The 22,250-nt window shown below is 61.6% G+C and carries 18 protein-coding genes; 12 read left to right on the top strand and 6 right to left on the bottom strand.

What is annotated here, in order from left to right:
* The first annotated feature begins 29 nt into the window (after positions 1-29).
* From ACE03M_RS02040 to ACE03M_RS02025, 4 genes are all read left to right on the top strand, one after another.
* Entirely contained in the window at positions 30-1,184 is a 1,155-nt protein-coding gene (locus ACE03M_RS02040; protein ID WP_485932503.1) for a PucR family transcriptional regulator, read from the top strand.
* Between the two features lie 135 nt (positions 1,185-1,319).
* The gene (locus ACE03M_RS02035) at positions 1,320-2,900 is read left to right on the top strand and encodes a class I adenylate-forming enzyme family protein (RefSeq protein ID WP_485932501.1); all 1,581 of its coding nucleotides are present in this window, start codon (positions 1,320-1,322) and stop codon (positions 2,898-2,900) included.
* Between the two features lie 70 nt (positions 2,901-2,970).
* The gene (locus ACE03M_RS02030) at positions 2,971-4,374 is read left to right on the top strand and encodes an MFS transporter (RefSeq protein WP_353843855.1); all 1,404 of its coding nucleotides are present in this window, start codon (positions 2,971-2,973) and stop codon (positions 4,372-4,374) included.
* A gap of 276 nt (positions 4,375-4,650) precedes the next feature.
* Positions 4,651-5,493, top strand: a complete 843-nt coding sequence (locus tag ACE03M_RS02025; protein WP_485932498.1) for a formate/nitrite transporter family protein — start codon at positions 4,651-4,653, stop codon at positions 5,491-5,493.
* 228 nt (positions 5,494-5,721) lie between these two features.
* On the opposite strand, the gene ACE03M_RS02020 is transcribed toward ACE03M_RS02025, so the two are convergent.
* The 4 genes from ACE03M_RS02020 to ACE03M_RS02005 all read right to left on the bottom strand — a co-directional run bounded on the left by ACE03M_RS02020 (position 5,722) and on the right by ACE03M_RS02005 (position 10,343).
* On the bottom strand, positions 5,722-6,771 hold the full coding sequence (locus tag ACE03M_RS02020; RefSeq protein ID WP_143923483.1) for a homocysteine S-methyltransferase family protein: 1,050 nt from the start codon (positions 6,769-6,771) through the stop codon (positions 5,722-5,724).
* Positions 6,772-6,988: 217 nt separating this feature from the next.
* Positions 6,989-8,026 (bottom strand): acyltransferase family protein, encoded by a 1,038-nt coding sequence (locus ACE03M_RS02015; protein WP_485932496.1) that lies wholly within the window; start codon positions 8,024-8,026, stop codon positions 6,989-6,991.
* Positions 8,027-8,146: 120 nt separating this feature from the next.
* A complete protein-coding gene (locus ACE03M_RS02010; protein WP_485932494.1) occupies positions 8,147-8,491 on the bottom strand; it encodes a TraR/DksA family transcriptional regulator in 345 nt (114 codons plus the stop codon).
* Between the two features lie 22 nt (positions 8,492-8,513).
* Positions 8,514-10,343, bottom strand: a complete 1,830-nt coding sequence (locus ACE03M_RS02005) for an ABC-F family ATP-binding cassette domain-containing protein (protein WP_143923480.1) — start codon at positions 10,341-10,343, stop codon at positions 8,514-8,516.
* 327 nt (positions 10,344-10,670) lie between these two features.
* On the opposite strand from ACE03M_RS02005, the gene ACE03M_RS02000 reads away from it, so the two are divergent.
* The 8 genes from ACE03M_RS02000 (at position 10,671) to ACE03M_RS01965 (ending at position 19,781) form a co-directional block, all read left to right on the top strand.
* Positions 10,671-11,741 carry a BMP family lipoprotein gene (locus ACE03M_RS02000; protein WP_485932492.1) on the top strand — a complete coding sequence of 357 codons (1,071 nt, stop codon included), beginning with the start codon at positions 10,671-10,673 and terminating at the stop codon, positions 11,739-11,741.
* A gap of 74 nt (positions 11,742-11,815) precedes the next feature.
* Positions 11,816-13,414: an ABC transporter ATP-binding protein gene (locus ACE03M_RS01995; RefSeq protein WP_485932490.1), complete on the top strand. Its 1,599-nt coding sequence runs from the start codon at positions 11,816-11,818 to the stop codon at positions 13,412-13,414.
* Positions 13,411-14,643 (top strand): ABC transporter permease, encoded by a 1,233-nt coding sequence (locus ACE03M_RS01990; protein ID WP_143923478.1) that lies wholly within the window; start codon positions 13,411-13,413, stop codon positions 14,641-14,643. The genes ACE03M_RS01995 and ACE03M_RS01990 overlap by 4 nt, the downstream gene beginning before the upstream one ends.
* Position 14,644: 1 nt before the next feature.
* The gene (locus tag ACE03M_RS01985; protein ID WP_485932487.1) at positions 14,645-15,943 is read left to right on the top strand and encodes an ABC transporter permease; all 1,299 of its coding nucleotides are present in this window, start codon (positions 14,645-14,647) and stop codon (positions 15,941-15,943) included.
* A gap of 28 nt (positions 15,944-15,971) precedes the next feature.
* Positions 15,972-16,466, top strand: coding sequence for a cytidine deaminase (locus ACE03M_RS01980; RefSeq protein WP_083248792.1), 495 nt, complete (start codon positions 15,972-15,974; stop codon positions 16,464-16,466).
* A gap of 143 nt (positions 16,467-16,609) precedes the next feature.
* Positions 16,610-17,899 (top strand): thymidine phosphorylase, encoded by a 1,290-nt coding sequence (locus ACE03M_RS01975; protein ID WP_485932485.1) that lies wholly within the window; start codon positions 16,610-16,612, stop codon positions 17,897-17,899.
* An 84-nt stretch (positions 17,900-17,983) separates the two neighbouring features.
* Positions 17,984-18,637 (top strand): deoxyribose-phosphate aldolase, encoded by a 654-nt coding sequence (gene deoC / locus ACE03M_RS01970; RefSeq protein ID WP_485932484.1) that lies wholly within the window; start codon positions 17,984-17,986, stop codon positions 18,635-18,637.
* Positions 18,638-18,710: 73 nt separating this feature from the next.
* Entirely contained in the window at positions 18,711-19,781 is a 1,071-nt protein-coding gene (locus tag ACE03M_RS01965) for an alpha/beta fold hydrolase (protein WP_485932482.1), read from the top strand.
* Between the two features lie 18 nt (positions 19,782-19,799).
* On the opposite strand, the gene ACE03M_RS01960 is transcribed toward ACE03M_RS01965, so the two are convergent.
* Together ACE03M_RS01960 and ACE03M_RS01955 are read right to left on the bottom strand one after the other, a co-directional pair.
* Positions 19,800-20,258, bottom strand: a complete 459-nt coding sequence (locus ACE03M_RS01960) for a hypothetical protein (protein ID WP_485932480.1) — start codon at positions 20,256-20,258, stop codon at positions 19,800-19,802.
* Between the two features lie 3 nt (positions 20,259-20,261).
* The gene (locus tag ACE03M_RS01955) at positions 20,262-22,148 is read right to left on the bottom strand and encodes a phospho-sugar mutase (RefSeq protein ID WP_485932478.1); all 1,887 of its coding nucleotides are present in this window, start codon (positions 22,146-22,148) and stop codon (positions 20,262-20,264) included.
* Between the last annotated feature and the right edge of the window lie 102 nt (positions 22,149-22,250).

Raw genomic sequence — 22,250 nt, 5'->3', positions numbered from 1 at the left:
ACTGTCGTGGTGAAATCTAAAGAGCTGACGTGAGCTCGGCGCTGCCGGAAGTCGCCCTCAGGATCCGAGAGGATGAAGACAGCATTGCTGAACTTGCAGCCTCTCGGATTTATGGGGAGCTGGCAACCTACGTGGGGGTACCCCGAGATGAACTGCTTGCTTCAGTGAGGACAAATGCCCGGCGCGCTGTGGACGTCTTGATCTCTCGGCAGATTCCCGCGGTTTCAGAGAACGCCGAGCACAGGGCGACTACCCGTGCTCGGATTGACGAGAACGTGCCCATTGAGGACATAATACGGGCCTACCGAATCAGCTTGAGCGCCACGCACGAGTCGTTTATCTCAAAGGCTACAGTTGCCGGTCTTGATCCCCAGAACACGCTGGACGGGGCCACACTGCTGTGGCGTCTTGGTGATTGGTTCACCGCTGGAGCTGCGGCAGAGTACCGCTACCGAGCGGGCACTGAAGCGATGAAGCAGTCATTCGAAATCGGTTCATTGGTGCGCAAGTTGACGACAGATTCCGTCATTGACGAGGACACTAGGCAGCGGGCGAAGAAGCACGGTATGGACATTGATGGAGTCTATGCTGTTGCGGCCATCCCGGCCTCTGGCAATGACGTCGAGAAGATCATCCGTGATGTGAAGTCGTCGGGCTCGACAGCTCGAGCGCAGGCTCTGGTTGCGCAGATCGACCTTCGAGTTGTCGCCATCGTTGCTCGAACCCCGACCGTCACAGTATCGGAAGTGCCCTTAGCGATCGGCCCATTCGCACCACTGATGCACCTTGTCAGGTCGGCGCGAGTCTGTGAGCAGGTCTGGAAGCTGGCACGCAAAGAACAGTCAGGGGTTCACAGTATGGAATCGTATGCCTGGAAGCTGGCTGTGCCGGATTCCACGGACATCAATGAGTATCTGATCCACCGGTACATAAGTCCTCTCAGTCCGGCCACTGCCGCTGGCCGCGACATTCTGGAAACACTTCGTACATGGCTGAGAGCATCGTTCTCTGTGAGGCAGACTTCGAAAGAACTGAACGTGCATGAGAACACTGTCCGATACCGTCTGCAGAAGTTCAGCGATCTGACTGGAGGCTTCGAGCACGGAATCGATGAGCTCTTCGGATTGCGGTGGGCGTTGGAGGCATACGACAGTGGATTCGCTAAGAACCCGGACTCCAAATGAATGATTTATAGAGATTTCTCTAACTGTGACCGTGAAAATTCGGAGACTTCGACCTATCAGCTCAATTGCGAACCTGCAATGATTGTGACGATCAACAAGTTCGCAAGACGTCAACGATGACAGTGGAGCCACAGCATGACCGTGATTTCGAAGCGCCCGTCCCTTTCCGCAGACACCTTCTCACTGCTCTGGGACAACACCGTGGCGCAGCACAGTGCACGGCTGTTCCTCAGGTTCCGTGACGACGACGGAGCTATTTCCGAATGGACTTATGGCGAATTCTCCAGCATCGTCGACAAGGTCGCAGGCAGACTCGATGAACACGGCGTTCATGCTGGAGATTCGGTGCATCTGTGTCTGAAGAACTGTCCAGCGTTCGTCGCACTCTGGTTGGCTATCGCAAAGATCGGTGCGTGGATGGTTCCGTCCGACCCAGCTGCATCGTCTCGAGACATCGCATCGCAGATCGGTCGCGTCACGCCAGCCCTTGGCATTTGCGGCAGTGAAAGAGGCGCAGACTATCGAGCCGGCGCGCAATCGCAGGTTATTACGATGCCAATTGTCGAACTTGGAGAGTCCTCGGCAGATGTTTCCGCAGGGGGAGCACTGATGGGCAACACCTCGGCCTCGGCGCTAGAACTGACACACGATCCCACAGACCGCTTGGCAGTCATGTTCACCTCAGGCACGACTTCACAGCCCAAAGGTGTGGTGCTGACCCAAGGAAACTATCTCAAGGTCGCGACGGAAATGGCCGAGGCTGCTGCGTTGGACCCGTATCACCGGTGGTTCGTGACCCTGCCGCTCTTCCATGCGAATGCGCAGTACTACTGTTTCGCCTCGGCGATCAGAGTGGGGGCATCGGTCGCCATGACGGCGAGCTTTTCGGCAAGTCGTTGGGTTGAGCAGGCCAGAGAGCTTGGTGTCACTCATGCCAGTCTGTTTGCTGCTCCGATTCGGATGATTCTGGCACGCACGCCAGGCGCCACAGAGCCTCTCAAGCTCGAACACGTCTGGTACGCGCAGAATCTTGCGCCTGCTCATCATCAGGAATTCAGTCAGCTGGCGGGGGTGCTGCCCAGACAGCTATATGGCATGACAGAGACGATCGCGATAGTCTCATACGATCGTTCGCAGCCTCCCCGGCCAGACCGGATCGGTCGTCCTCTGCCAGGTCGAGCTGTGAAGTTGCTCGACCCTGTAACTCGAGACGAGGTCACAGGGGACGTGCCCGGGATGATTGCTGTGGCAGGTACCCGCGGCAAGGACCTGTTTCTCGAATACCTTGACGATACGGTCACGACCTCTCGGAGCTTTCTGACTGACGACTCAGGCGTCGAATGGCTGTTGACGGGTGATCTGGCGAAATCGGACGAGATCGGGGATCTGTCATTCGTCGGCAGGGTCGACGACGTCGTCAAAGTTTCGGGGGAGAACGTGAGCCTGACCGAAGTGGAAGCTGTGATTGCTCAGGCGCCAGGGGTCTTGGAGGCCGCTGTCATCGCCGCTCCGGATCCCATACGAGATATCGTTCCGCACGCTTACGTTGTCGCGCGGAGTGGTGCGAACGAACTCGACATCGACAGCTTGTCGTCCTGGGCTGAGAAGAATCTAGCGCCTTCGGCTCGTCCTCGGAAATGGCACATTATTGATGAACTCCCGCGCACAAGCGTGGGGAAGATCCGCCGGTTCAAGATCGGCGTCTCCGAGTCCTGAGGTTCACTGGTTTGTCGAGCCGAACTCGGCTTCGACTCGCCCCAGCGGATGATTGCAGCAATTCCGCGTTATGGCCCAATGTCATGACGTACCTCGTCGACGCAGCGACGCGTCTGAGAAAGGTAGAACTATGCGCGAAATCGAGATACAGGAAGTCAGCGGCCAACGCCGAAAGAGAGCGTTCGCAGGCGCCGTGACCGGGCACGTCATCGAGTGGTACGACTACGGAATATACGGGTTCTTGGCCGTGTACATGGGGCAGTTATTCTTTGCCTCCGAGAACCCGACGGTGTCCCTGCTGAGCAGCTTTGCCGTGTTTGCACTGAGTTTCTTTATCCGACCCCTTGGGGGGTTATTCTTCGGGCCCATGGCGGACAAGATTGGCCGGAAACAGACTCTGCTGATCGTCCTGATACTTATGGCCGGATCCACCTGTTGTATCGGACTCCTACCGGCCTACAGCACTATCGGAGTCGCAGCACCGATCCTTCTGATTCTCCTCCGTTGCATCCAAGGTTTTTCCGCAGGAGGCGAGATCGGGACTGTGACCAGCTTCATCGCCGAATACGCCGGGCCGGGCAAACGAGGGCATTCGACAAGTTGGCTCATGACAACAGCCGTCCTGGGACTCCTTCTGGGAAGCCTCGTCGCGAATGGGCTATCAGCCATCATCGGTACGGAGTCGATGCTCGTGTGGGGATGGAGGCTTCCGTTCCTGTTTGCAGGTGTGCTGGGACTGGTCGCGATCTACATTCGGCTGAAACTCGAAGATAGCCCAGAGTTCCAAGCGATAGTAGCCGCAGGGGAGAGCTCAAAGGCGCCTTTGCGCGAAACGCTGTCCTGGATGCGCGCAATCATGCTGGTGTTCTGCATCATCACAGTCCATGCGTCGATCTTCTACCTCGTGCTCACATATGCGTCGACCTTCATCAGCGAGATTCTGCAGTTCTCGGATTCCGTGCGCTTCTGGTTCGTGATCGGTGCATGTTTGCTGTCTGCTGCCGTCATGCCGATCGGCGGAATGATGTCAGATCGGTGGGGCCGGAAGCCGATCCTGTTGACTTCGGGAGTCGCCGCTACTGGGTCGATGTTGTGGTTCTTCTTGGCGGCTCCTGGAGCCACGCCAGTGAGCTTCTTCCTCCCGCTCATGGCCTGCGCTCTTTCATTCGGGTTCTATGCGTCGTCCACCTACGCAACAATGACGGAGTTGCTGCCAACGAGGATCCGGTCGACAGGGATTGCTGTTGCGTACAATTTGCCGGTGGCCATCTTCGGCGGAAGTGCTCCCCTGATTGCTGCATGGTTCATCTCCACCACTGGTGATATCACCGCACCTTGGTACTTCTTCGTTGCGACCGGTCTAATTTCGCTGATAGCTCTTTTGGTCCTGCGGCAGGACGACTTCAAAAAGGCTGAGCAAGTTCAGACAGTCCCTGCGGACGAGCGGAGTCTGCTGCACAAAGCAGACACCTAAATAGCGTTTCGCCTCGTTGGTGGTCTTTCTGAGGCGGCCACTTGGCTGCACCACGCACAAAGAGCGCTGAAACATCTCGTGGCAACGGGGTGTTTTGGCGCTTCTGGTGTGCAGTGAGGGGCGAATCGCTCCAGCTGTGCAGCGGGACTGAATCGATCGCGGATCAGTCGGTGTCTCTAAGTTGGTATCTCTGGCAACTGCGAGTCCCGTAGATACACGGCTCCCGCAGTTGCACCGGGCCCACAAACACACAGGTCTCACAAATACACTGTGGCAATGACTCAGAGAGAGCAGCGTCAGCGACTAGGGGCGAATGACTTCGACCTCGAAGACGAGTTGGTCGATGAGGCAACAGCGACCGTGATCACAGGGGCAAAGCGCCTGAACCGGAAGTGGCCTGAGCTCGTTGTCACCGGGTTCTTCGGCGGTGTCGACGTGGGCCTGGGAATCCTGGCGATGATTCTGGTCAAACAGGCGACGGGGTCCGACGTGCTGGCCGGTCTTGCCTTCGGCATTGGTCTGCTGGCGTTGAAGCTTGCCCACTCAGAGCTGTTCACCGAAGAGTTTCTGCTGCCTATCAATGCCGTGATCGCGGGTCAGGCCAATGTTCTTCAGATAGTCCGCCTGTGGGCGGTGACTCTGGTGACCAACCTCGTCGGGGGTCTCGCCTTTGCCGGGCTGATGGTTCTGTCGCTTCCTGACTACCACTCGACGATGATCGACACGGCTATGAAGTATCTCGACCAACCCTCCTTGGTGGTGATGATCGCGCTGTCGCTCTTGGCCGGTGCTACTGTCACATTGTCCACCCGGATGTCACAGGGCACCTCGAACGACGTCGTTCTTTCCATCGTCAGCCTGGCATCGGGTCTGCTGCTCATCGGCCTCGGCATGCTCCACGGTGCCCTCAACGCGATCGTCATCTTCGCGGCCATGTTGGCCGGGGCGGATATCACGATGCTGGATCTGCTGAAATGGTTTGGAATCGTCATCCCGTTCAACATGCTCGGCGGGCTGCTGCTCATCACTCTGCCCAGAGTGGTTCGGACATATCGTGTGCTTCGCGCCGTGCGCAAGGGCACGGTTTCCCTCGAAGATCTCGAGACACAGTCCAGTTAGGCGATGGCCGGACGTTGCTGACGCCGCCCGCCGGCTGCTGCTGGCACTGGTCGCTGCTGACGCCGCCCGCCGGCCGTTGCTGACACCGCCCGCTGGTCGCTGCCGGCACCGGTAGCTGCGCTGGATACACTCAGTGCCATAACCTCCCGTTGCGGCGAGTGGTTATGGCACTTGTGGTGCGTTGAGACGCAGACGCCTTCGTGCAGGCGGTACTGCTGATTGCTTGCCTCAGGCGGTGGAGCCGAGCGCGACGACGTTCTCGGCGAGGCGTTCGTTGTCGCCGTACATGAAGTGGTTCTTCATGTTCTCTGAGAACCGGCTGGCATCGGTGGTCAGTCCGACCGCCTCGGCGACCTCACGGATGTGCATCGGAGTCGCACCGCAGCACACGCCGATGTAGTTGACGCCCAGGTCGTAGGCTTCCCTCGCGAAGGCGCCGATCTCGTAGCGATTCGTCTGCAGCGGGTCGAGAGCTGTGGGGAAGGTGCGACCGTGCGGGGAAGCCACCTCGGCGCGGGGGTCGGAGAGGTTGAAGAAGGTGGGCTCATCCTGGGTCGTGCGATAGGGGATGGGCAGGGCGCCGACGTGACAGGACACTGCCGCGCGGATCTCCTTCAGCCACGGCAGCATCGTCGCGGGTCCGCGGAAGCAGTTGAGGCCGACGACGTCGACGCCCAGCTGTTCGAGCTTCTGCGCGGTCTCGACGATGCCGACACCATCGGCCATCTCCTGGAAGGCCATGGGAGCGAGGGTGAGGACGACGGGAAGCCCGCTGGCCTTGGCGATTTCGGCTGCAGCAATGGCTTCGCCGGCGAAGTAGAAGGTCTCGCCGATGATGAGATCGGCGCCTTCGTCCACGGCCCAGCCCACCATCTCGGTGAACATGGATCGGACTTCGGCTTGGCGATCGGCATTCTCGGGATCCCAGATGTTCGAGTTCGAGATGTTTCCGGCCATGAAGTTGCCGGGTTTGGCATCGGCAACGCTGCGAGCGATCTGCAGTGCCGAGCGGTTGAGAGGTTCCAGCAGATCCTCTTTGCCGATGACCCGCATCTTCTCGCGGTGGCCGTTGTAGGTGAAGGCTTCCACTATGTCCGAGCCTGCGCGCTGGAAATCCACGTGCAGGGCGCGCAGGGCGTCAGGGAATTCGAGCGCGACCTCGGGCACGAATTCTCCGGCCGACAGGTAGCCGCGCTTCTCGAGTTCGAACAGGAATCCCTCAGCGCAGATCACTGGTCCGGCATCGAGGCGTTGGGTCAACGGGTTGGACTGAGTCATGAGTGCTCTCCGTACGGAAGGTAGAGGACAGGCGATTGAGCTCGCTCAGGCTGAAGGCCCGAACTCTGCGCATATAACCATCTTTGGACGAGTTGCCGACGTCACATCGACACAATTCGGTCATATGACGGTCGGAGTCATTTTCAGCGACTCCGAGGTTCTCGTCAGACTAGAGGATTCGTTCCGTCAGGGGAAGAGCGTGGGAAGCTGCCTTCTCCTAGCCTCTGCCGGAGGATCTATCCGAGTGTCTGCCGGGCTTCGGACGCAAGGGTGCAAACGGTTTGAGCAGCAGACCGGTCATGGTGGAGGAATACCAGCGCAGGGCTCTCTCGAATGGTTCCCACGAAAGCACGTAGGTGGCGAGGAGAGCGACGAGGAAACAGACGACGAGGATCAGTGGAGAGCTGAGTATGTCCTCGACGTCATCGAGCAGAGGCTGAAGTCCGCGGACGACGAACCCGTGGAGGACATAGACAGCCAGGCTGTTCCGGCCGATCTTCGCGATGATGGTGTCTTTGTCGCTGACCCACATGAGCAGCGCCAATGTCATGAGCAGTGCGCCGATGTCGACGATGAGGCGGATGCCGACGCCTTCGGGGATGCTGACATCGAAGTGGGCGAAGTTGAGGCTGCCGTAGAACCACTTGTAGTAGATCTCATCGAGGTAGAAGTAGCCGATCGCGCCCAAAGCAGTCGCGGTGAAGAACAGCTTCTGCCAGATGCGCAGGCTCCCGGCCCAGTTGAGAATCTGCTTGCCGTAGAGCTTGCCGATGACGAAGAAGGGCCAGAAGATCATGGACCGTGACGCCGAGAGCTCCGTGTCGAGGATCGGCAGAATTCCACCGAAGAGCCCCACCACCACCGAGGCGACGAGGATTGTTCGTGGGAATCGTTCGATGAACGGCACGGTGATGATCCAGCACGCCATCGACAGCAGGAACCATGTGTACCAGAACGGGGTGAGGAAACTGTAGTCGGGATTGAGGTCGAAGACCCACATCCACCCCCACATCAGTGGCAGCACAGTGAACAGCAGGACTAGGAAGGTCAGGACACGTTCGGGCAGCCTCGTCGACTTCGCTGTGATCCCGGCCAGGAAGACGAAGGCCGGCATGTGGAACGAATAGATGAGGTACATCGGCGCACGAAGGACATCGTCTTCCCACGGTGATGTCCTGGCCAGCAGGTGGCCGAGGACGACAGTGAAGATGAGGATGCCTTTGGCGCGGTCCAGTCGGTGATCTCGTATGGGCACCACGCCACGATAGCGCGTCAGCGCCTCGAAGCAGAAAGAACTCATCGCGCCCTAAGGCGGAATCCAGGGGGTGTTCAGCTTGAAAGTTCTCGACTCTTCAACTCAGAAGCACATGCATCTTCAGCTTGCGCAGGCGACGCAGGTCGGCGCGTAGGGCCGTATCTCCAACCGCACCTCAGGGATGGGGCTTCCACAGTGCGTGCAGATTCCGAAGGTGCCGCGCTCAAGTCTCTGCTCCGCCTCGGCGATGGCGATCAGGCGCTCCTCGGACTGACGCAGCAAGGTGTCAGCCTGTGATCGTTCGAAGGCGAGAGTCGATCCCTCGGGGTCGTGCTCGTCGTCGCTGTTGTCGCCCTCGCGGGCGGCCGACAGATCCTTGATGTCCGAGGACAGTGTGGCGATGAGCCTCCTGGTCGCGGCATCTTCTGCATGCAGGAGCTCCCGCACCCGATCCGAATCGGCCATCAGCCATCCTCGCCGTTCATCATCAGGCGTCCAGAGCCTCGTTGGCTTCGAGCCAGCGCTCCTCCAACTCGGTCATTTCGTCCTTGAGCTCCTGCAGGGATGAGGTGAGTCTCTGGAGTCCCTCGAAGTCGGTCTGGTCGTGGTCGGCCATCTCATCGTGGGCACGGGCGATGCGCTTGCTCAGCTTGTCCATGCGACGCTCGATCGAGGAGACCTCCTTCTTGGCCGCTCGGGCCTCGGCTCCGGAGAGTGCGTCTGCGCCCGAATCAGCAGACGAACTCGCATTGCCCGAGCCGGAGTTCCCTGCACCGTGACCGGTGACAGTTCCCTTCGAACCTCCGGATTTTGCGTCCTCGGCACGCAGCTTCAGATATTCGTCGACGCCGCCGGGCACGTGCCGCAGACCGTGATCGAGGATCGCGTACTGCTGATCGGTGACGCGTTCGAGCAGGTACCTGTCGTGGGAGACGACGATCAGGGTAGCCGGCCAGGAGTCGAGGAGGTCCTCCATCGCCGCCAACATATCGGAGTCGACGTCGTTGGTCGGCTCATCGAGAATGATGACATTGGGCTCGGACATGAGCAGCAGCAACAGCTGCAGGCGGCGCTTCTGCCCTCCGGAGAGTTCCTTGACTCGGGCCGAGAGGTGCTCTTTGGCAAAGCCGAGGCGCTCCAGCAGCTGTGCCGGAGTGTAGTCCTTGCCTTCGATGTTGAAGCTCGTCTTCGACTCCGACAGCACCTCGCGGACCTTCTGTCCGGCGATGGCGTCGAGTTCCTTGAATTGCTGGTCGAGGACTCCGACCTTCACGGTCTTCCCGCGCTTGACTCTGCCTTCATCCGGTTCGAGCTCACCGGAGATGAGGCTGAGCAGGGTCGACTTGCCGGCACCGTTGGGGCCGAGGATTCCGGTGCGCTCGCCGGGGCCGATGCGCCAGGTGACGTTGTCGAGGATCTGTTGGTCACCGAAGCTCAGTGACACATCGAGGAGGTCGACGACGTCCTTGCCGAGTCGGGCCGTCGCCATCTTCTTCAGTTCGATCGGATTGCGCACCTCCGGAACATCGGCGATGAGCTGGTTCGCCGCTTCGATCCGGAACTTCGGCTTCGACGTTCGGGCGGGCGCACCTCGGCGCAGCCATGCCAGTTCCTTGCGCATGAGGTTCTGGCGCTTCTGCTCGGTTGCGGCAGCGATCCGGTCGCGTTCGACGCGCTGGAGGACATAGGCAGCGTATCCGCCTTCGAAGGGTTCGACGATCTGGTCGTGGACCTCCCACGTCTTGTTGCAGACCTCGTCGAGGAACCACCGGTCGTGAGTCACCAGCAGCAGCGCCCCGGAGTTCTTCGACCAGCGGTTCCTGATGTGCTTGGCCAGCCACGAGATGCCGTCGACATCGAGGTGGTTGGTGGGCTCATCGAGGATGAGCAGGTCCCAGTCTTCGATGAGCAGAGCCGCCAGAGCCACACGGCGGCGCTGGCCTCCGGAGAGGCTGCCGACTGTGGCGTTCCAGTCCAGGTCGGCGATGAGACCGGCGATGATGTCGCGGGCTTTGGCGTCGCGGGCCCATTCGTGGTCGTCCATGTCGCCGACGACGGAATAGCCGACGGTCGCGTCGGAGTCCATGGTGTCGCGTTGGCTGAGCATGCCCAGGCGCATTCCGCCGCGATAGGTCACGCGGCCGGAATCGGGTTCGATGGTGCCGGCGAGCATGCCCAGCAGGCTGGACTTGCCGTCGCCGTTGCGGCCGACGATGCCGATCATGTCTCCGGCGTCGACGCCGAGCGTGACGGAGTCGAAGACGATGCGGGTGGGGTATTCGAGGTGCAGGGCTTCAGCCCCGAGAAGATGTGCCATATCGCCTTCCAGTTTAGTGCACAAGAGGTCTGGGACCAGCATGCGCGGGTAGCTGGCAGGCAGCCAGGGGACAGGAGCGGGAGCCGATGCCCGGGGCGGTCGAGTGTCGGGGTGGGCTGGAGCGAAGATGAAGTTATGTTGCGTTTTCATATCGGTGTCGACGATTCAGATGCTAGAGGCCCCTGTTACGGGCATGAGGTGAATTAGACTGACGGAAAATTCATTGAAATATGAGTGATCATCCAGTGGTTTCACAACCTCGGCGGAGGACTCTGTGCCCCGATCGACGCCAGTGCTGGACGTGAGCAACTTGAGAAAAGAGTAAACGTGAAGAAGCTCGTATCTGCGGTGTCGATTGTCGCCGCATCTGCCCTCGTTCTCTCCGCCTGCGGATCCGGAGACAGCGGGGACTCCAAAGCTGAAGACTTCCTCGGCTGCATGGTGTCGGACTCCGGTGGCTGGGATGACCAGTCGTTCAACCAGTCAGGCCGTGAGGGCCTGACGAACGCGAAGAAGAACCTCGGTATAGAGGAGTCGCTGGCCGAGTCGCAGGGTGACGCGGACTTCAAGCCCAACGTCGACAACATGATTCAGCAGGGATGCAACCTCACCTTCGGCGTCGGCTTCCTGCTCGAGGACGCGATCCAGGAGGCTGCTGAGGCCAACACGGACCTCAACTTCGCTCTCATCGACTCCACCTTCTCCGATGCTGACGGCAAACCGGTGACGCTGGACAACGCCAAACCTCTCGTCTTCAACACGGCCGAGGCCGCCTATCTCGCCGGTTATGTGGCTGCGGCTACCTCCGAGTCCGGCAAGGTCGGTACCTTCGGCGGCATCCAGATCCCCTCGGTGACCATCTTCATGGACGGGTTCGCTGACGGCGTGAAGAAGTTCAACGAAGAGAACAAGAAGGACGTCAAGCTCCTCGGCTGGAACAAGGAGAAGCAGGACGGATCGTTCTCCGGTGACTTCGAGAACCAGGGTCAGGGCCAGGCGCTGACCAAGCAGCTCATCTCTCAGGGTGCCGACGTCGTCATGCCCGTCGCCGGTCCTGTCGGACTGGGTGCAGCCGCGGCCGCGAAGGAAGCCAAGGACGTCAAGCTCGTCTGGGTCGACTCCGACGGGTACGAGTCCACAGAATACGGTGACATCATCCTCACCTCGGTGGTCAAGCAGATCGCCAACGCGGTCGAGGACACCGTCGCCGAAGCCCAGAAGGACAGTTTCAGCTCCGAGCCCTACGTCGGCACTCTCGAGAACGAAGGCGTCGGACTTGCTCCGTACCACGACTTCGATGACAAGGTTCCTGAGGACGTGAAGAAGAAGGTCGAAGAGCTCAAGAAGCAGATCATCGACGGATCGCTGACCGTGGAATCCGAGAGCACGCCCAAATAAGCGAATAGGTTAAACTGCAGGGCCGAGTGGTTTCGGCCCTGCAGTTTTCGAATTTGTGAGGAGTACCGGAAGCAGTGAAACTCGAGCTTCGCGGGATGACTAAGGTGTTCGGATCGTTCGTGGCCAACGACCACATCGATCTCACCATCGAACCGGGCGAGATCCACGCTCTGTTGGGTGAGAACGGCGCCGGAAAATCCACCATGATGAACGTCCTCTATGGACTCTACGACGCCGACGGGGGAGAGATCCTCCTCGACGACAAGCCTGTGACCTTCGCCGGTCCGGGTGATGCTGTGGCTGCCGGGATCGGCATGGTCCATCAGCACTTCATGCTTGTGCCCGTGTTCACCGTCGCCGAGTCGGTGGCGTTGGGATATGAGCCGACGAGGTCCATGGGACTCATCGACCTCGCCGAGGCACGGAAGAAGGTCAGGGAGATCTCTGCCCGCTTCAACTTCAACATCGACCCCGACGCCCTCATCGAGGACCTCCCGGTCGGAGCCCAGCAGCGCGTGGAGATCATCAAGGCCCTGTCGCGCAACGCGAAGATCCTCATCCTCGATGAGCCGACCGCGGTGCTCACCCCGCAGGAGACCGACGAGCTCATCTCGATCATGCGCCAGCTCAAGGAACAGGGCACCTCGATCGTGTTCATCACCCACAAACTGCGTGAGGTCAGAGCGATCGCGGACTCCATCACCGTCATCCGCCGCGGCAAGATCACAGGCGTTGCCTCTCCTGATTCCACCGAGGCGGAACTGGCCAGCCAGATGGTCGGTCGTCATGTATCCCTGACGACAGAGAAGGATGACGCCGATCCCGGTGATGCCACCTTCCAGGTCCGCAGTCTGACCGTCGTCGACAAGGCCGAGAACGTCGTCGTCGACGATGTCAGCTTCGACGTCCGCCGTGGTGAGATCCTCGCCGTCGCCGGCGTCCAGGGCAATGGTCAGACGGAGTTGGCCGAAGCGATCATCGGGTTGACCGATCCCAGGTTGGGTTCGATCACCCTCGATGGGAAGAACCTCGTCGGCAAGTCCGTCAAGGACCGTCTGGGTTCTGGCATCGGTTTCGTTCCTGAGGATCGGTCCAACGACGGCATCATCGCCGAGTTCACGATCCGCGAGAACATGATCCTCGACGTCTACGACCGTCCTCCCTATGCCAAGGGCCTCAACCTCAAGTCCGCGGTCATCAACGACGAGGCGAAGAAGAAGGTCGAGGAGTTCGATATTCGCCTCGGCAGCGTCGTCGACCCGATCGCGACGCTCTCCGGAGGCAACCAGCAGAAGGTCGTCCTCTCCCGTGAGCTCGGACGCGACCTGCGCCTCTTCATCGCCAGCCAGCCCACCCGCGGCCTCGACGTCGGCTCGATCGAATTCGTCCACAAACGTGTCATCGCCGAACGCGATGCCGGCACACCTTGCCTGATCGTCTCGACGGAACTCGACGAGGTCTACGGACTCGCCGACCGGATCGCGGTCATGTACTCGGGCCGCATCGTCGGCATCGTCGGTGCCGACACCTCACGTGAAGCCCTGGGCCTGATGATGGCCGGAGTCCCTGCCGATGAAGCCCTCGCCGCCACCGCGGCACCCGAGAAGAGCGACGCCGCCACCGCGGCACCCGATGACAACTGCGCCACCACCTCGGCGGAGGAGACGAAATGACAACCGATATCTCCCCGGCGGCACCGTCGGCGACGCCGCCTCCGAGCGCCGAAGCGGAGTCGGACAGAGAACCGAATCTGCTGCAGGACATCCTGTCCGGTTCCTGGTTGGTTTCGGTGCTGGCCATCGTCGTCGCCCTTCTCCTCGGCGGTGTCCTCATCGCCGTGTCCAACGCCGAAGTCGTCGAAGCGGCGATGAACATCTTCGCGGCACCCGGGGTCTTCTTCTCGACTCTGTTCTCCACCGTCGGGGAAGCATATTCGGCGCTGTTTCGCGGTGCGATCTTCGACTGGGACGCCCGCACCACCGAGCGCGCCATCCGGCCCCTGACCGAATCCCTGGTCAGCGGCACCCCGCTCATCCTCACCGGCCTGGGCATCGCCCTTGCCTTCCGTTCGGGTCTGTTCAACATCGGCGGTCAGGGCCAGGTCATCCTCGGCGCCACGATCGCGGGCTTCCTCGGGTACGCCCTCCACCTTCCGCCCGTCGTGCACATGCTCATCGCAGCCGTCGGCGGCATCATCGGCGGCGCGATCTGGGCCGGTATCGCCGGTGTACTCAAGGCTCGCACCGGCGCCAACGAGGTGATCGTGACGATCATGCTCAATTCCATCGCCGGCTACCTGTTGGGCTACCTGCTCAAGCAGAGCTGGTTCACACATACCGACTCGGCGAACCCGCAGTCACGGACACTCGATGACTCTGCACAGATGTTCCTGCTGCTGCCCTCACCTTTCCGTCTGCACTTCGGCTTCATCATCGCCATCCTGGCCACGATCTTCGTGTGGTGGCTGCTCGAACGGTCAACCATCGGCTTCGAGTTCAAGGCCGTCGGCGCCAACCCGCACGCGGCCCGCACGGCAGGGATCTCCGTGTCGAAGGTGACGATCCTCGTGATGATCGTCGCCGGTGCCCTCGCCGGACTCGGCGGCGCGGCTCAGGTGCTCGGCACCGAATACAAACTCACCGGCGGAATCAGCGGTTCGATCGGCTTCGATGCCATCACCGTGGCCCTGCTGGGGCGGTCCAAACCCTTGGGGACGTTCTTCGCGGGTCTCCTGTTCGGCGCATTCAAAGCCGGCGGCTACCTCATGCAGTCCCAGACCGGGACGCCCATCGACATCGTCCTAGTCGTCCAGTCCGTCATCGTCCTGCTCATCGCGGCCCCACCACTCGTGAGGTCGATCTTCCGGTTGCCCACACCGGTGCTCAAGCGGAAGGAGGCCTGACATGAGCGCTCAGAACACCGCCGCTGCGACACCGGCAGCGAAGTCCTCGGCACAGTCCAAGGCACTGACCCCGATCGCGTGGAAGTTCCCGATCACCTACTCGATCCTGGCCCTCGTCTCGCTCATCTGCTTCGGGCTCATCGGCCGTGACGGTGAGACGACGTTCCGGATCGCAACCGGCGGAGATCTCTTCGCCATTCCCGATGTCGTCGTGTCCTCGACGGTGGCCGGGCTGGTCCTCTCGCTCATCCTCGTGATCATGGCCGCGGCCTCGATCTACCTCGCCCTGAAGCGGATCACCCTGGCCGGATGGTTCCCGATGGTCTTCGGCATCCTCTTCGTCGTGTCCTTCCTGGCCTGGGCTGGCGGCGGCAGCGGCGGCGTGATCCCGCTGACCACACTGCTGGCCGGTGCCCTGGCACTGTCCGTGCCGCTGATCTTCGGCGCCATGTGCGGGCTCGTCGGCGAACGCTCGGGCATCATCAACATCGCCATCGAAGGCCAGCTGCTGGCCGGTGCCTTCCTTGCCGCAGTCGTCGCCTCGGTGGCCAAGAACCCGTACGCGGGTCTGCTGGCGGCCCCGATCGCCGGCGCGCTGGTGGCTGTGGTCCTCACATTCTTCGCGGTGAAGTACTGGGTCAACCAGATCATCATCGGTGTTGTGCTCAACGTTCTCGTCGTCGGTGTCACCAGCTTCCTCTACTCGACTGTCCTCACACAGAACCCTGGCCTCTGGAACTCCCGACAGCAGCTGCCCAACCTGCCGGTTCCGCTGCTGTCTGACATCCCCATCCTGGGACGGGTGCTCTTCGACCAGAATATCCTCGTCTACATCATGTACGTCGTCGTGATCGCCCTCCAGATCTTCGTGTTCCGTTCGAAGTGGGGGCTGCGGATGCGGGCCGTGGGCGAACACCCGAAGGCAGCCGACACCGTGGGCATCAAGGTCAACTTCACCCGCGTGCGCAACACCCTCATGGCCGGTGCCATCGCAGGCCTCGGCGGTGCCTTCTTCACCGTCGGATCGGGTCTGGCATTCGGCAAAGAGATGTCGGCCGGACAGGGATACATCGCCCTTGCGGCGATGATCCTGGGCAAATGGAACCCGAAGGGTGCCCTGCTTGCTGCCCTATTGTTCGGCTTCTCCAAGAGCTTGGGCAACACTCTGCAGTCCATCGGAACTCCGGTGGCCAACGAGCTGCTACTCATGCTTCCCTATATCGTCACGGTCCTCGCCGTCGCCGGTTTCGTCGGCCGGGTTCGCCCACCGGCGGCCGAAGGCGTGCCGTACGTGAAATAATCCAACCCTGAAGAGAGAGGTATCCCCTATGACTTCTGCAGATGTCGAAGCCTCTGAACATGTGTGGAGCGTGGAACCCACCCTCGTTTCGGTCGACGACCTGAGCGAGGACACCTGGTCGCTGCTGCGAGATGAGGCGATGAGAGCGATGCGCTACGCATACGTCCCGTATTCGTCCTATCCCGTGGGCGCGGCCGCGCTCGTCGATGATGGTCGAATCGTCAGCGGCGCCAATATTGAGAATGCCTCGTTCGGGGTGACACTGTGTGCAGAATGCTCACTCGTCTCCGATCTGTTCATGTCCGGCGGAGGCCGGATCGTGGCATTCGACTGCGTCGATGGTGCGGGAGCGACCCTGGCCCCGTGCGGACGCTGCCGGCAGCTCCTGTTCGAACACGGCGGCACCGAGATGATGCTCAACATGCCCAGCGGCAGGGCTCCCATGTCAGTGGTGCTGCCCGATGCCTTCGGACCAGATCATCTGAGTGCCGCTGCACCGGGCGCAGGCTCAGCCAAGCACTGACCCCGATATCGCCGAGGTGGCCCCGCGATCCCAGCGCCACCTCGGCGATCAATGGTGACCACCGGTGACCGCCACAGCGGTCACTTCCCGAGCACGACTGCATGCTGCGAACCGGACCACCCCGAGAGTGAAGGACTGACACTGTGAGCGTAGAGGCATTCGATGCCGTCGACGTCATCGCCGCCAAACGCGATGGCCGCACCCTGAGCAGAGAACAGATCGAATGGGTGATCGATGCCTACACTCGCGGTGTCGTCGCCGATGAGCAGATGGCCGCACTGGCCATGGCGATCTTCATCAACGACATGGAACCTCGCGAGATCGCGGACTGGACGCAGGCGATGATCGCCTCGGGCGAGCGGATGGACTTCTCAGCCCTGTCACGCCCGACCTCGGACAAGCATTCGACAGGCGGAGTCGGGGACAAGATCACCCTGCCTCTGGCCCCACTCGTCGCCGTCTTCGACGTCGCCGTCCCACAGCTCTCGGGTCGCGGCCTCGGCCATACCGGGGGAACACTGGACAAGCTCGAGTCCATTCCCGGCTGGCAGGCGGGTCTGAGCAATGAGGCCATCCTCGACCAGCTCGAGGACCTCGGTGCGGTCATCTGCGCCGCAGGCTCCGGCTTAGCTCCTGCGGACAAGAAGCTCTACGCACTGCGCGACACCACCTCGACGGTCGACTGCATTCCGCTCATCGCCTCATCGATCATGTCGAAGAAGATCGCGGAGGGCACCCAGGGTCTCGTCCTCGACGTCAAGGTGGGGTCCGGGGCCTTCATGAAGGACCTGCCCACGGCGCAGAAGCTGGCGCGGACCATGGTCGACCTGGGCCAGTCGGCCGGGGTCAAGACCTCGGCGCTGCTGACCGACATGTCCACCCCGCTGGGGCTCACAGTCGGCAACGCACTCGAGGTCCGCGAGTCCGTCGAGGTCCTCGCCGGCGGCGGTCCCTCGGACGTCGTTGACCTGACCGTGGCGCTGGCCGAGGAGATGCTGCGTCTGGCAGGCAAGACCGACATCGATGTGCGTGCGGCCCTGGGTGACGGTCGGGCCATGGACGTGTGGAAGAAGATGATCCGGTCCCAGAACGGTGACCCCGAAGCCGCGCTGCCCGTCGCCGAGAACACCGAAGTCATCACTGCTCCCGCCTCCGGCATCCTCAGTCGACTCGACGCGTTGTCCGTGGGAGTCGCCTCCTGGCGCCTCGGTGCCGGACGGGCGCGTAAGGAGGACCCGGTCCAGGACGTGGCCGGCATCAAACTCCATGCCAAGCCCGGCGACACCGTTGCCGAAGGCCAGCCGCTGATGACCCTGCACACGGCCACACCCGAACGCTTCGCCCGCTCGATCGAATCCCTCGAGGGTGCTGTCGAGATCGGAGGCGACCTCAGCGCGGTCTCCGAGACGATCGTGCTCGAGAAGATCACCTGAGTCGCCGTCACGCGCATTGCATCACCGCAGTACCAACTCACGCAGCCCAAACTCACACAGCACCATCGACCTTGGAGGACAACCATGACCAGCAGAGCCGAAGTCGCAGCGATCATCGACCACACACTACTCAAGCCCGAAGCCACCCCTGCCGATGTGGAGGCACTCGTAACCGAGGCGAAGGAACTGGGTGTGCTCGCGATCTGCGTGTCCCCGTCGATGCTTCCCGTCACCGATCCCGGCGAGCTGGTAGTCGCCACGGTCGTCGGTTTCCCCAGCGGTCAGGTCAAGCCCGAGATCAAGGCCGCCGAGGCTGCCCAGGCCGTCTCCGATGGTGCCGACGAAGTCGATATGGTCATCAACATCGGTCAGGCCGTTGCTGGTGACTTCGACGCGCTGGAGGCCGATATCCGCGGAGTCGTCGACGCCAGCGGCAGCGCCCTGGTCAAGGTCATCATCGAATCCGCAGCGCTCAGCGACGACCAGATCGTCGAAGCCAGTCGCCGCGCCGAGGCTGCAGGGGCAGGCTTCGTCAAGACCTCCACAGGCTTCCATCCCGCAGGCGGAGCCAGTGCGCACGCGGTCTCACTGATGCGCGAAACCGTGGGCGATCGCCTCGGCGTCAAAGCCTCAGGCGGAATCCGCACCGTCGACGCTGCAGAAGAGATGATCGCTGCAGGAGCCTCGCGTCTCGGACTGTCGGGATCGAAAGTCATTCTCGACGGGCTCACCGACTGAGACTTGCAGGGGAACGCCCCAGCAGCACTGGCTCCACGATTCCAACAGCACATCAGACCGAAGTGGTGAGTTGATGCCGACAAGCAGCGTCGTCAAACGCAGAATAGGATATGGGGCGGCTGCTGTCGCCGGGGTGTTCGCGGTCGCCGGAGCCACCGTCGGCATGTGGGCGATCAGAAACCTGAAAGCCCATGTCCTGGCTCAACGGCGAACTCGGGCGGCAGGATTCCGCGAGAACTCTGTTGACGTCAACGGGACGGGACTGAACTACGCCTCGGGGCCGAAGAGTTCCGGGCCGCCGCTGTTGTTGATCCACGGTCAGGGAGTCGACTGGCGCAGCTACGCCCCCGTTCTGCCGGCTCTCGTCCACGATTTCAGTGTCTTCGCTGTTGATGTCCATGGGCATGGAGATTCCGCGCGAGCCCCGGAGAAGTATTCTGCAGCGGCCATCGGACATGACCTCGCCACCTTCATTGAGTCGGTGATCGGCCAACCCGTCGTGGTCTCTGGACATTCCTCGGGAGGCCAGCTTGCGGCCTGGCTGGCGGGTCATCGCCCCGACCTCATCAGCGCCGTGGTGTTGGAGGATCCGCCTCTCTTCACCACTCTGCTGCCACGAGCGAAGCAGACGTGGAACTGGGTCGACCTGGCGATGACCTGCCATGACTTCCTTGAGTCCGAAGAGACAGACTGGGCTGCCTACAGTTTTGCCCACCAACGGCTCTGGACCTTCTTCGGCGAGGGCAGAAAGCGAATCATCCGCTCGGGACTGAGGCAGCACGCGAAGCATCCGAACCATCCGATCACCATGTTCTTCATGCCCTCCGGCTGGAACGACATGCAGCGATCATTGCTGACATACGACCCGCGTTTCGGTGACGCCTTCTTCACCGGAAGTTGGGATGAAGGCTTCGATCATGAGGACACGCTGCGCAGTATCACGGCACCAACCACTCTGATCCATGCGGACTGGGAGTACGGTTCGGACGGGATTCTGCAGGGTGCCATCGACGATGTCGACGCTCAGCAGATCACCTCACTGAATGAGAACATCGAACTGATCCGGGTCGAGTCGGGCCACAATGTGCACGGTGAGATACCCGATCGGTTCATCGAGATCCTCAGAGCTCAAAGAAGTCCTTGAGCTTGGCGCTGATCGACGTCAGCGCTGATCTCGTTGCAACCCCAGCGACGAGCGTACCTTGGCCACGGCCTTCTGCGCTGTTCGCTGTTTGATCAGACCTTCTTTGGCGTGAGCGGCGATGCCGATCGTCGAAGTCAGGACGTCGACGATGATGATCACATAGGCCGGGTTCAATGATCCGACTCCTGAGCCGACGACGCCGCGAAGCGTCACCACCGCATCGTCGCGCGAATCGAGTCGGTCGAAGGACCACGCTGCGCTGGAGGTGCCAGCTGCCAATTCAGCGAGAATACGACGCTGTTCAGCCGGCGCAACCTCGATCACCTCCTGGGCAGTCTCCGTCTTCAGCCGCTTGGCGGACCACTTGGCACCGTAGCCTCCCGCACCGAAGACCGTTGACTTCGCACCCAGGCCGCCGAGCAGCTCTGCCAGGATACTGTCGATCTCCGGATCGGCCGGAAAATCGTGGCCAGTCATCGATCAGAGCCCGAAGAAGGTCTTGAGTTCGGTGCTGATGCTTGTCAGCCGCTCCTTGAGCGCAGGCTGGAGTGCCGCACTCGCCGAGGCGGTCGTGACCCTCAGCCCTGCAGCAGCGACCGCGCGGTGATCGGCGGCGGCAGCGGCTGCAAGTCCTTCAGGATCCGCGACGACCTCGAGATAGCATTTGAGCTTCGGTTCGGTACCCGAAGGACGGACGATCACGCGTGAGTTCGCCGCGGAGAGCAGCAGAATGCCATCGGTGGGAGGCAGACCGTCATAACCCTGCGACAGATCATGAACCTCGGTGACTGGGGAGCCGGCCAACGTCGCCGGCGGGTTATCCCGCAGCTTCGACATGGCTGCTGCGATGAGGGTGACGTCGTCGAGGCGGAAGCTCAGCGGAGCCGTTGCGAAGTATCCGTCGCGGCTGCGGATCCGATCGAGTTCGGCATCGATGCTCGAACCCGCCTCTTTGAGGCGTGAGACCAGGGCCGCAAAGGTCACGGCAGCAGAGATTCCATCCTTATCCCTGACCGCACCCGGGTCGACGCAGTAGCCCAAGGCCTCCTCGTAGCCGAAGACCAGATCGGGGACACGAGAGATCCACTTGAAACCCGTGAGGGTGTTGGTCGCGGTGAATCCATGACTTTCGGCGGCGGCAGCCAGACCCCGGGAGGAGACGATCGAGTTGGCGAACACCGGAGACGCGGTGCCGGCAGAGTCTGCAGCGACCTCTTCGTCCTCGGTCGTGACAGAGTGCAAGGACGCCGCCTGCATCGAATGATGAGTGCCCAGGGCCAGGCGGGTCGCGATGTCCTCGCCGAGGAGGAGGCCCACCTCGTCGCCGGAGAGTTGCCGGAAACCGGTTGCCAACGAGGTATCCGGGATGGCCGCAGAGAACCTGTCGGCATCGGGGTCGTTGGCGATGATGAGCTCTGCGCCGACCTCTCTGGCCAAGGCATACGATTCATCGAGGGCTCCAGCCTCTTCGGGGTTCGGGAACGTGACCGTCGGGAAGTCCGGGTCGGGTGCCTGTTGCGAGGGAACAGGATGCACGTTCGTGAAACCGGTGCGGGCCAGGGCCGCCTCAGCGACGGAGGCTCCGACACCGTGCAAGGAGGTGTGCACGATGGTCAGGTCGGCGCTCGAATGCACGCCCAGGGCACCGATGCGAGCCAGGTAGGTCTCGACGATCGTCTCATCGAGATGTTCCCACCCGGATTCGGCACGAGGCACCGAGGCCACAGATTCGACGGCAGTGATCTGCTCGGCGATGAGAGCATCGGCGGGTCTGACGATCTGCGCGCCGGCACCTGCCTCGGCAGCACCGGCGTCGGACTCGATCGCGAGCAGCGGACGCTGACCGAGGTAGACCTTGTAGCCGTTGTCCGCGGGCGGGTTGTGACTGGCAGTGACCATGACTCCGGCGTCGGCCTGCAGGTGAGACAACGCGAACGCCAGCAGCGGTGCCGGCAGCTGATCGGGCAGTTGGATGGCCGTTCCGCCGGCGGCCGTGACGACGGCGGCTGTGTCGGTCGCGAAGTCTGAGGACATGTAGCGGGCATCGCAGCCGATGACGACAGTGAAACCCTCGCCCACCGCGTTCAGAAGGAAACGGGAGAGACCTGCTGCGGCCCGGATGACGACAGCACGATTCATCCGGTTGGGTCCGGCCGCGATCTCTCCACGCAGGCCTGCGGTGCCGAAGGCCAGGGGTCCTGCGAAACGATCCTCGAGGTCGGCTATCGCCGCCGCATCACCGGCCTTCGCCGCACCAAGGATGCTTTTCAACGTGTTCGCTGTCTTCTGATCGGGGTCATCAGCAATCCACGCCTCGACGATGTCGGCGTCGAAGCCGTTGGTGAAGCGATCGGCTACTTCAGTCATGTCTGTCCTAGTCCAGTGCGGTCGGTGAGGGGAATGCGGGTGGAGACAGGTGTGCTGTCAGGTCGGGGGAGTGCTGGTCGGTTCACTCAGCGCGGCAGACGT

It is taken from the genome of Brevibacterium sp. AGC70, from assembly GCF_057334195.1.
The sequence above is the reverse complement of the archived record's forward strand: the minus strand, read 5'-3'. Positions and strand labels throughout refer to the sequence as shown.

Excerpts from the sequence above, each read along its gene's own strand:
- ACE03M_RS02035 (WP_485932501.1), top strand. The coding sequence starts at position 1,320 with ATGACCGTGATTTCGAAGCGCCCGTCCCTTTCCGCAGACACCTTCTCA.
- ACE03M_RS02030 (WP_353843855.1), top strand. The coding sequence starts at position 2,971 with ATGGCCCAATGTCATGACGTACCTCGTCGACGCAGCGACGCGTCTGAG.
- ACE03M_RS02025 (WP_485932498.1), top strand. The coding sequence starts at position 4,651 with ATGACTCAGAGAGAGCAGCGTCAGCGACTAGGGGCGAATGACTTCGAC.
- ACE03M_RS02020 (WP_143923483.1), bottom strand. The coding sequence starts at position 6,771 with ATGACTCAGTCCAACCCGTTGACCCAACGCCTCGATGCCGGACCAGTG.
- ACE03M_RS02010 (WP_485932494.1), bottom strand. The coding sequence starts at position 8,491 with ATGGCCGATTCGGATCGGGTGCGGGAGCTCCTGCATGCAGAAGATGCC.
- ACE03M_RS02005 (WP_143923480.1), bottom strand. The coding sequence starts at position 10,343 with ATGGCACATCTTCTCGGGGCTGAAGCCCTGCACCTCGAATACCCCACC.
- ACE03M_RS01990 (WP_143923478.1), top strand. The coding sequence starts at position 13,411 with ATGACAACCGATATCTCCCCGGCGGCACCGTCGGCGACGCCGCCTCCG.
- ACE03M_RS01985 (WP_485932487.1), top strand. The coding sequence starts at position 14,645 with ATGAGCGCTCAGAACACCGCCGCTGCGACACCGGCAGCGAAGTCCTCG.
- ACE03M_RS01980 (WP_083248792.1), top strand. The coding sequence starts at position 15,972 with ATGACTTCTGCAGATGTCGAAGCCTCTGAACATGTGTGGAGCGTGGAA.
- deoC (WP_485932484.1), top strand. The coding sequence starts at position 17,984 with ATGACCAGCAGAGCCGAAGTCGCAGCGATCATCGACCACACACTACTC.
- ACE03M_RS01965 (WP_485932482.1), top strand. The coding sequence starts at position 18,711 with ATGCCGACAAGCAGCGTCGTCAAACGCAGAATAGGATATGGGGCGGCT.
- ACE03M_RS01960 (WP_485932480.1), bottom strand. The coding sequence starts at position 20,258 with ATGACTGGCCACGATTTTCCGGCCGATCCGGAGATCGACAGTATCCTG.
- ACE03M_RS01955 (WP_485932478.1), bottom strand. The coding sequence starts at position 22,148 with ATGACTGAAGTAGCCGATCGCTTCACCAACGGCTTCGACGCCGACATC.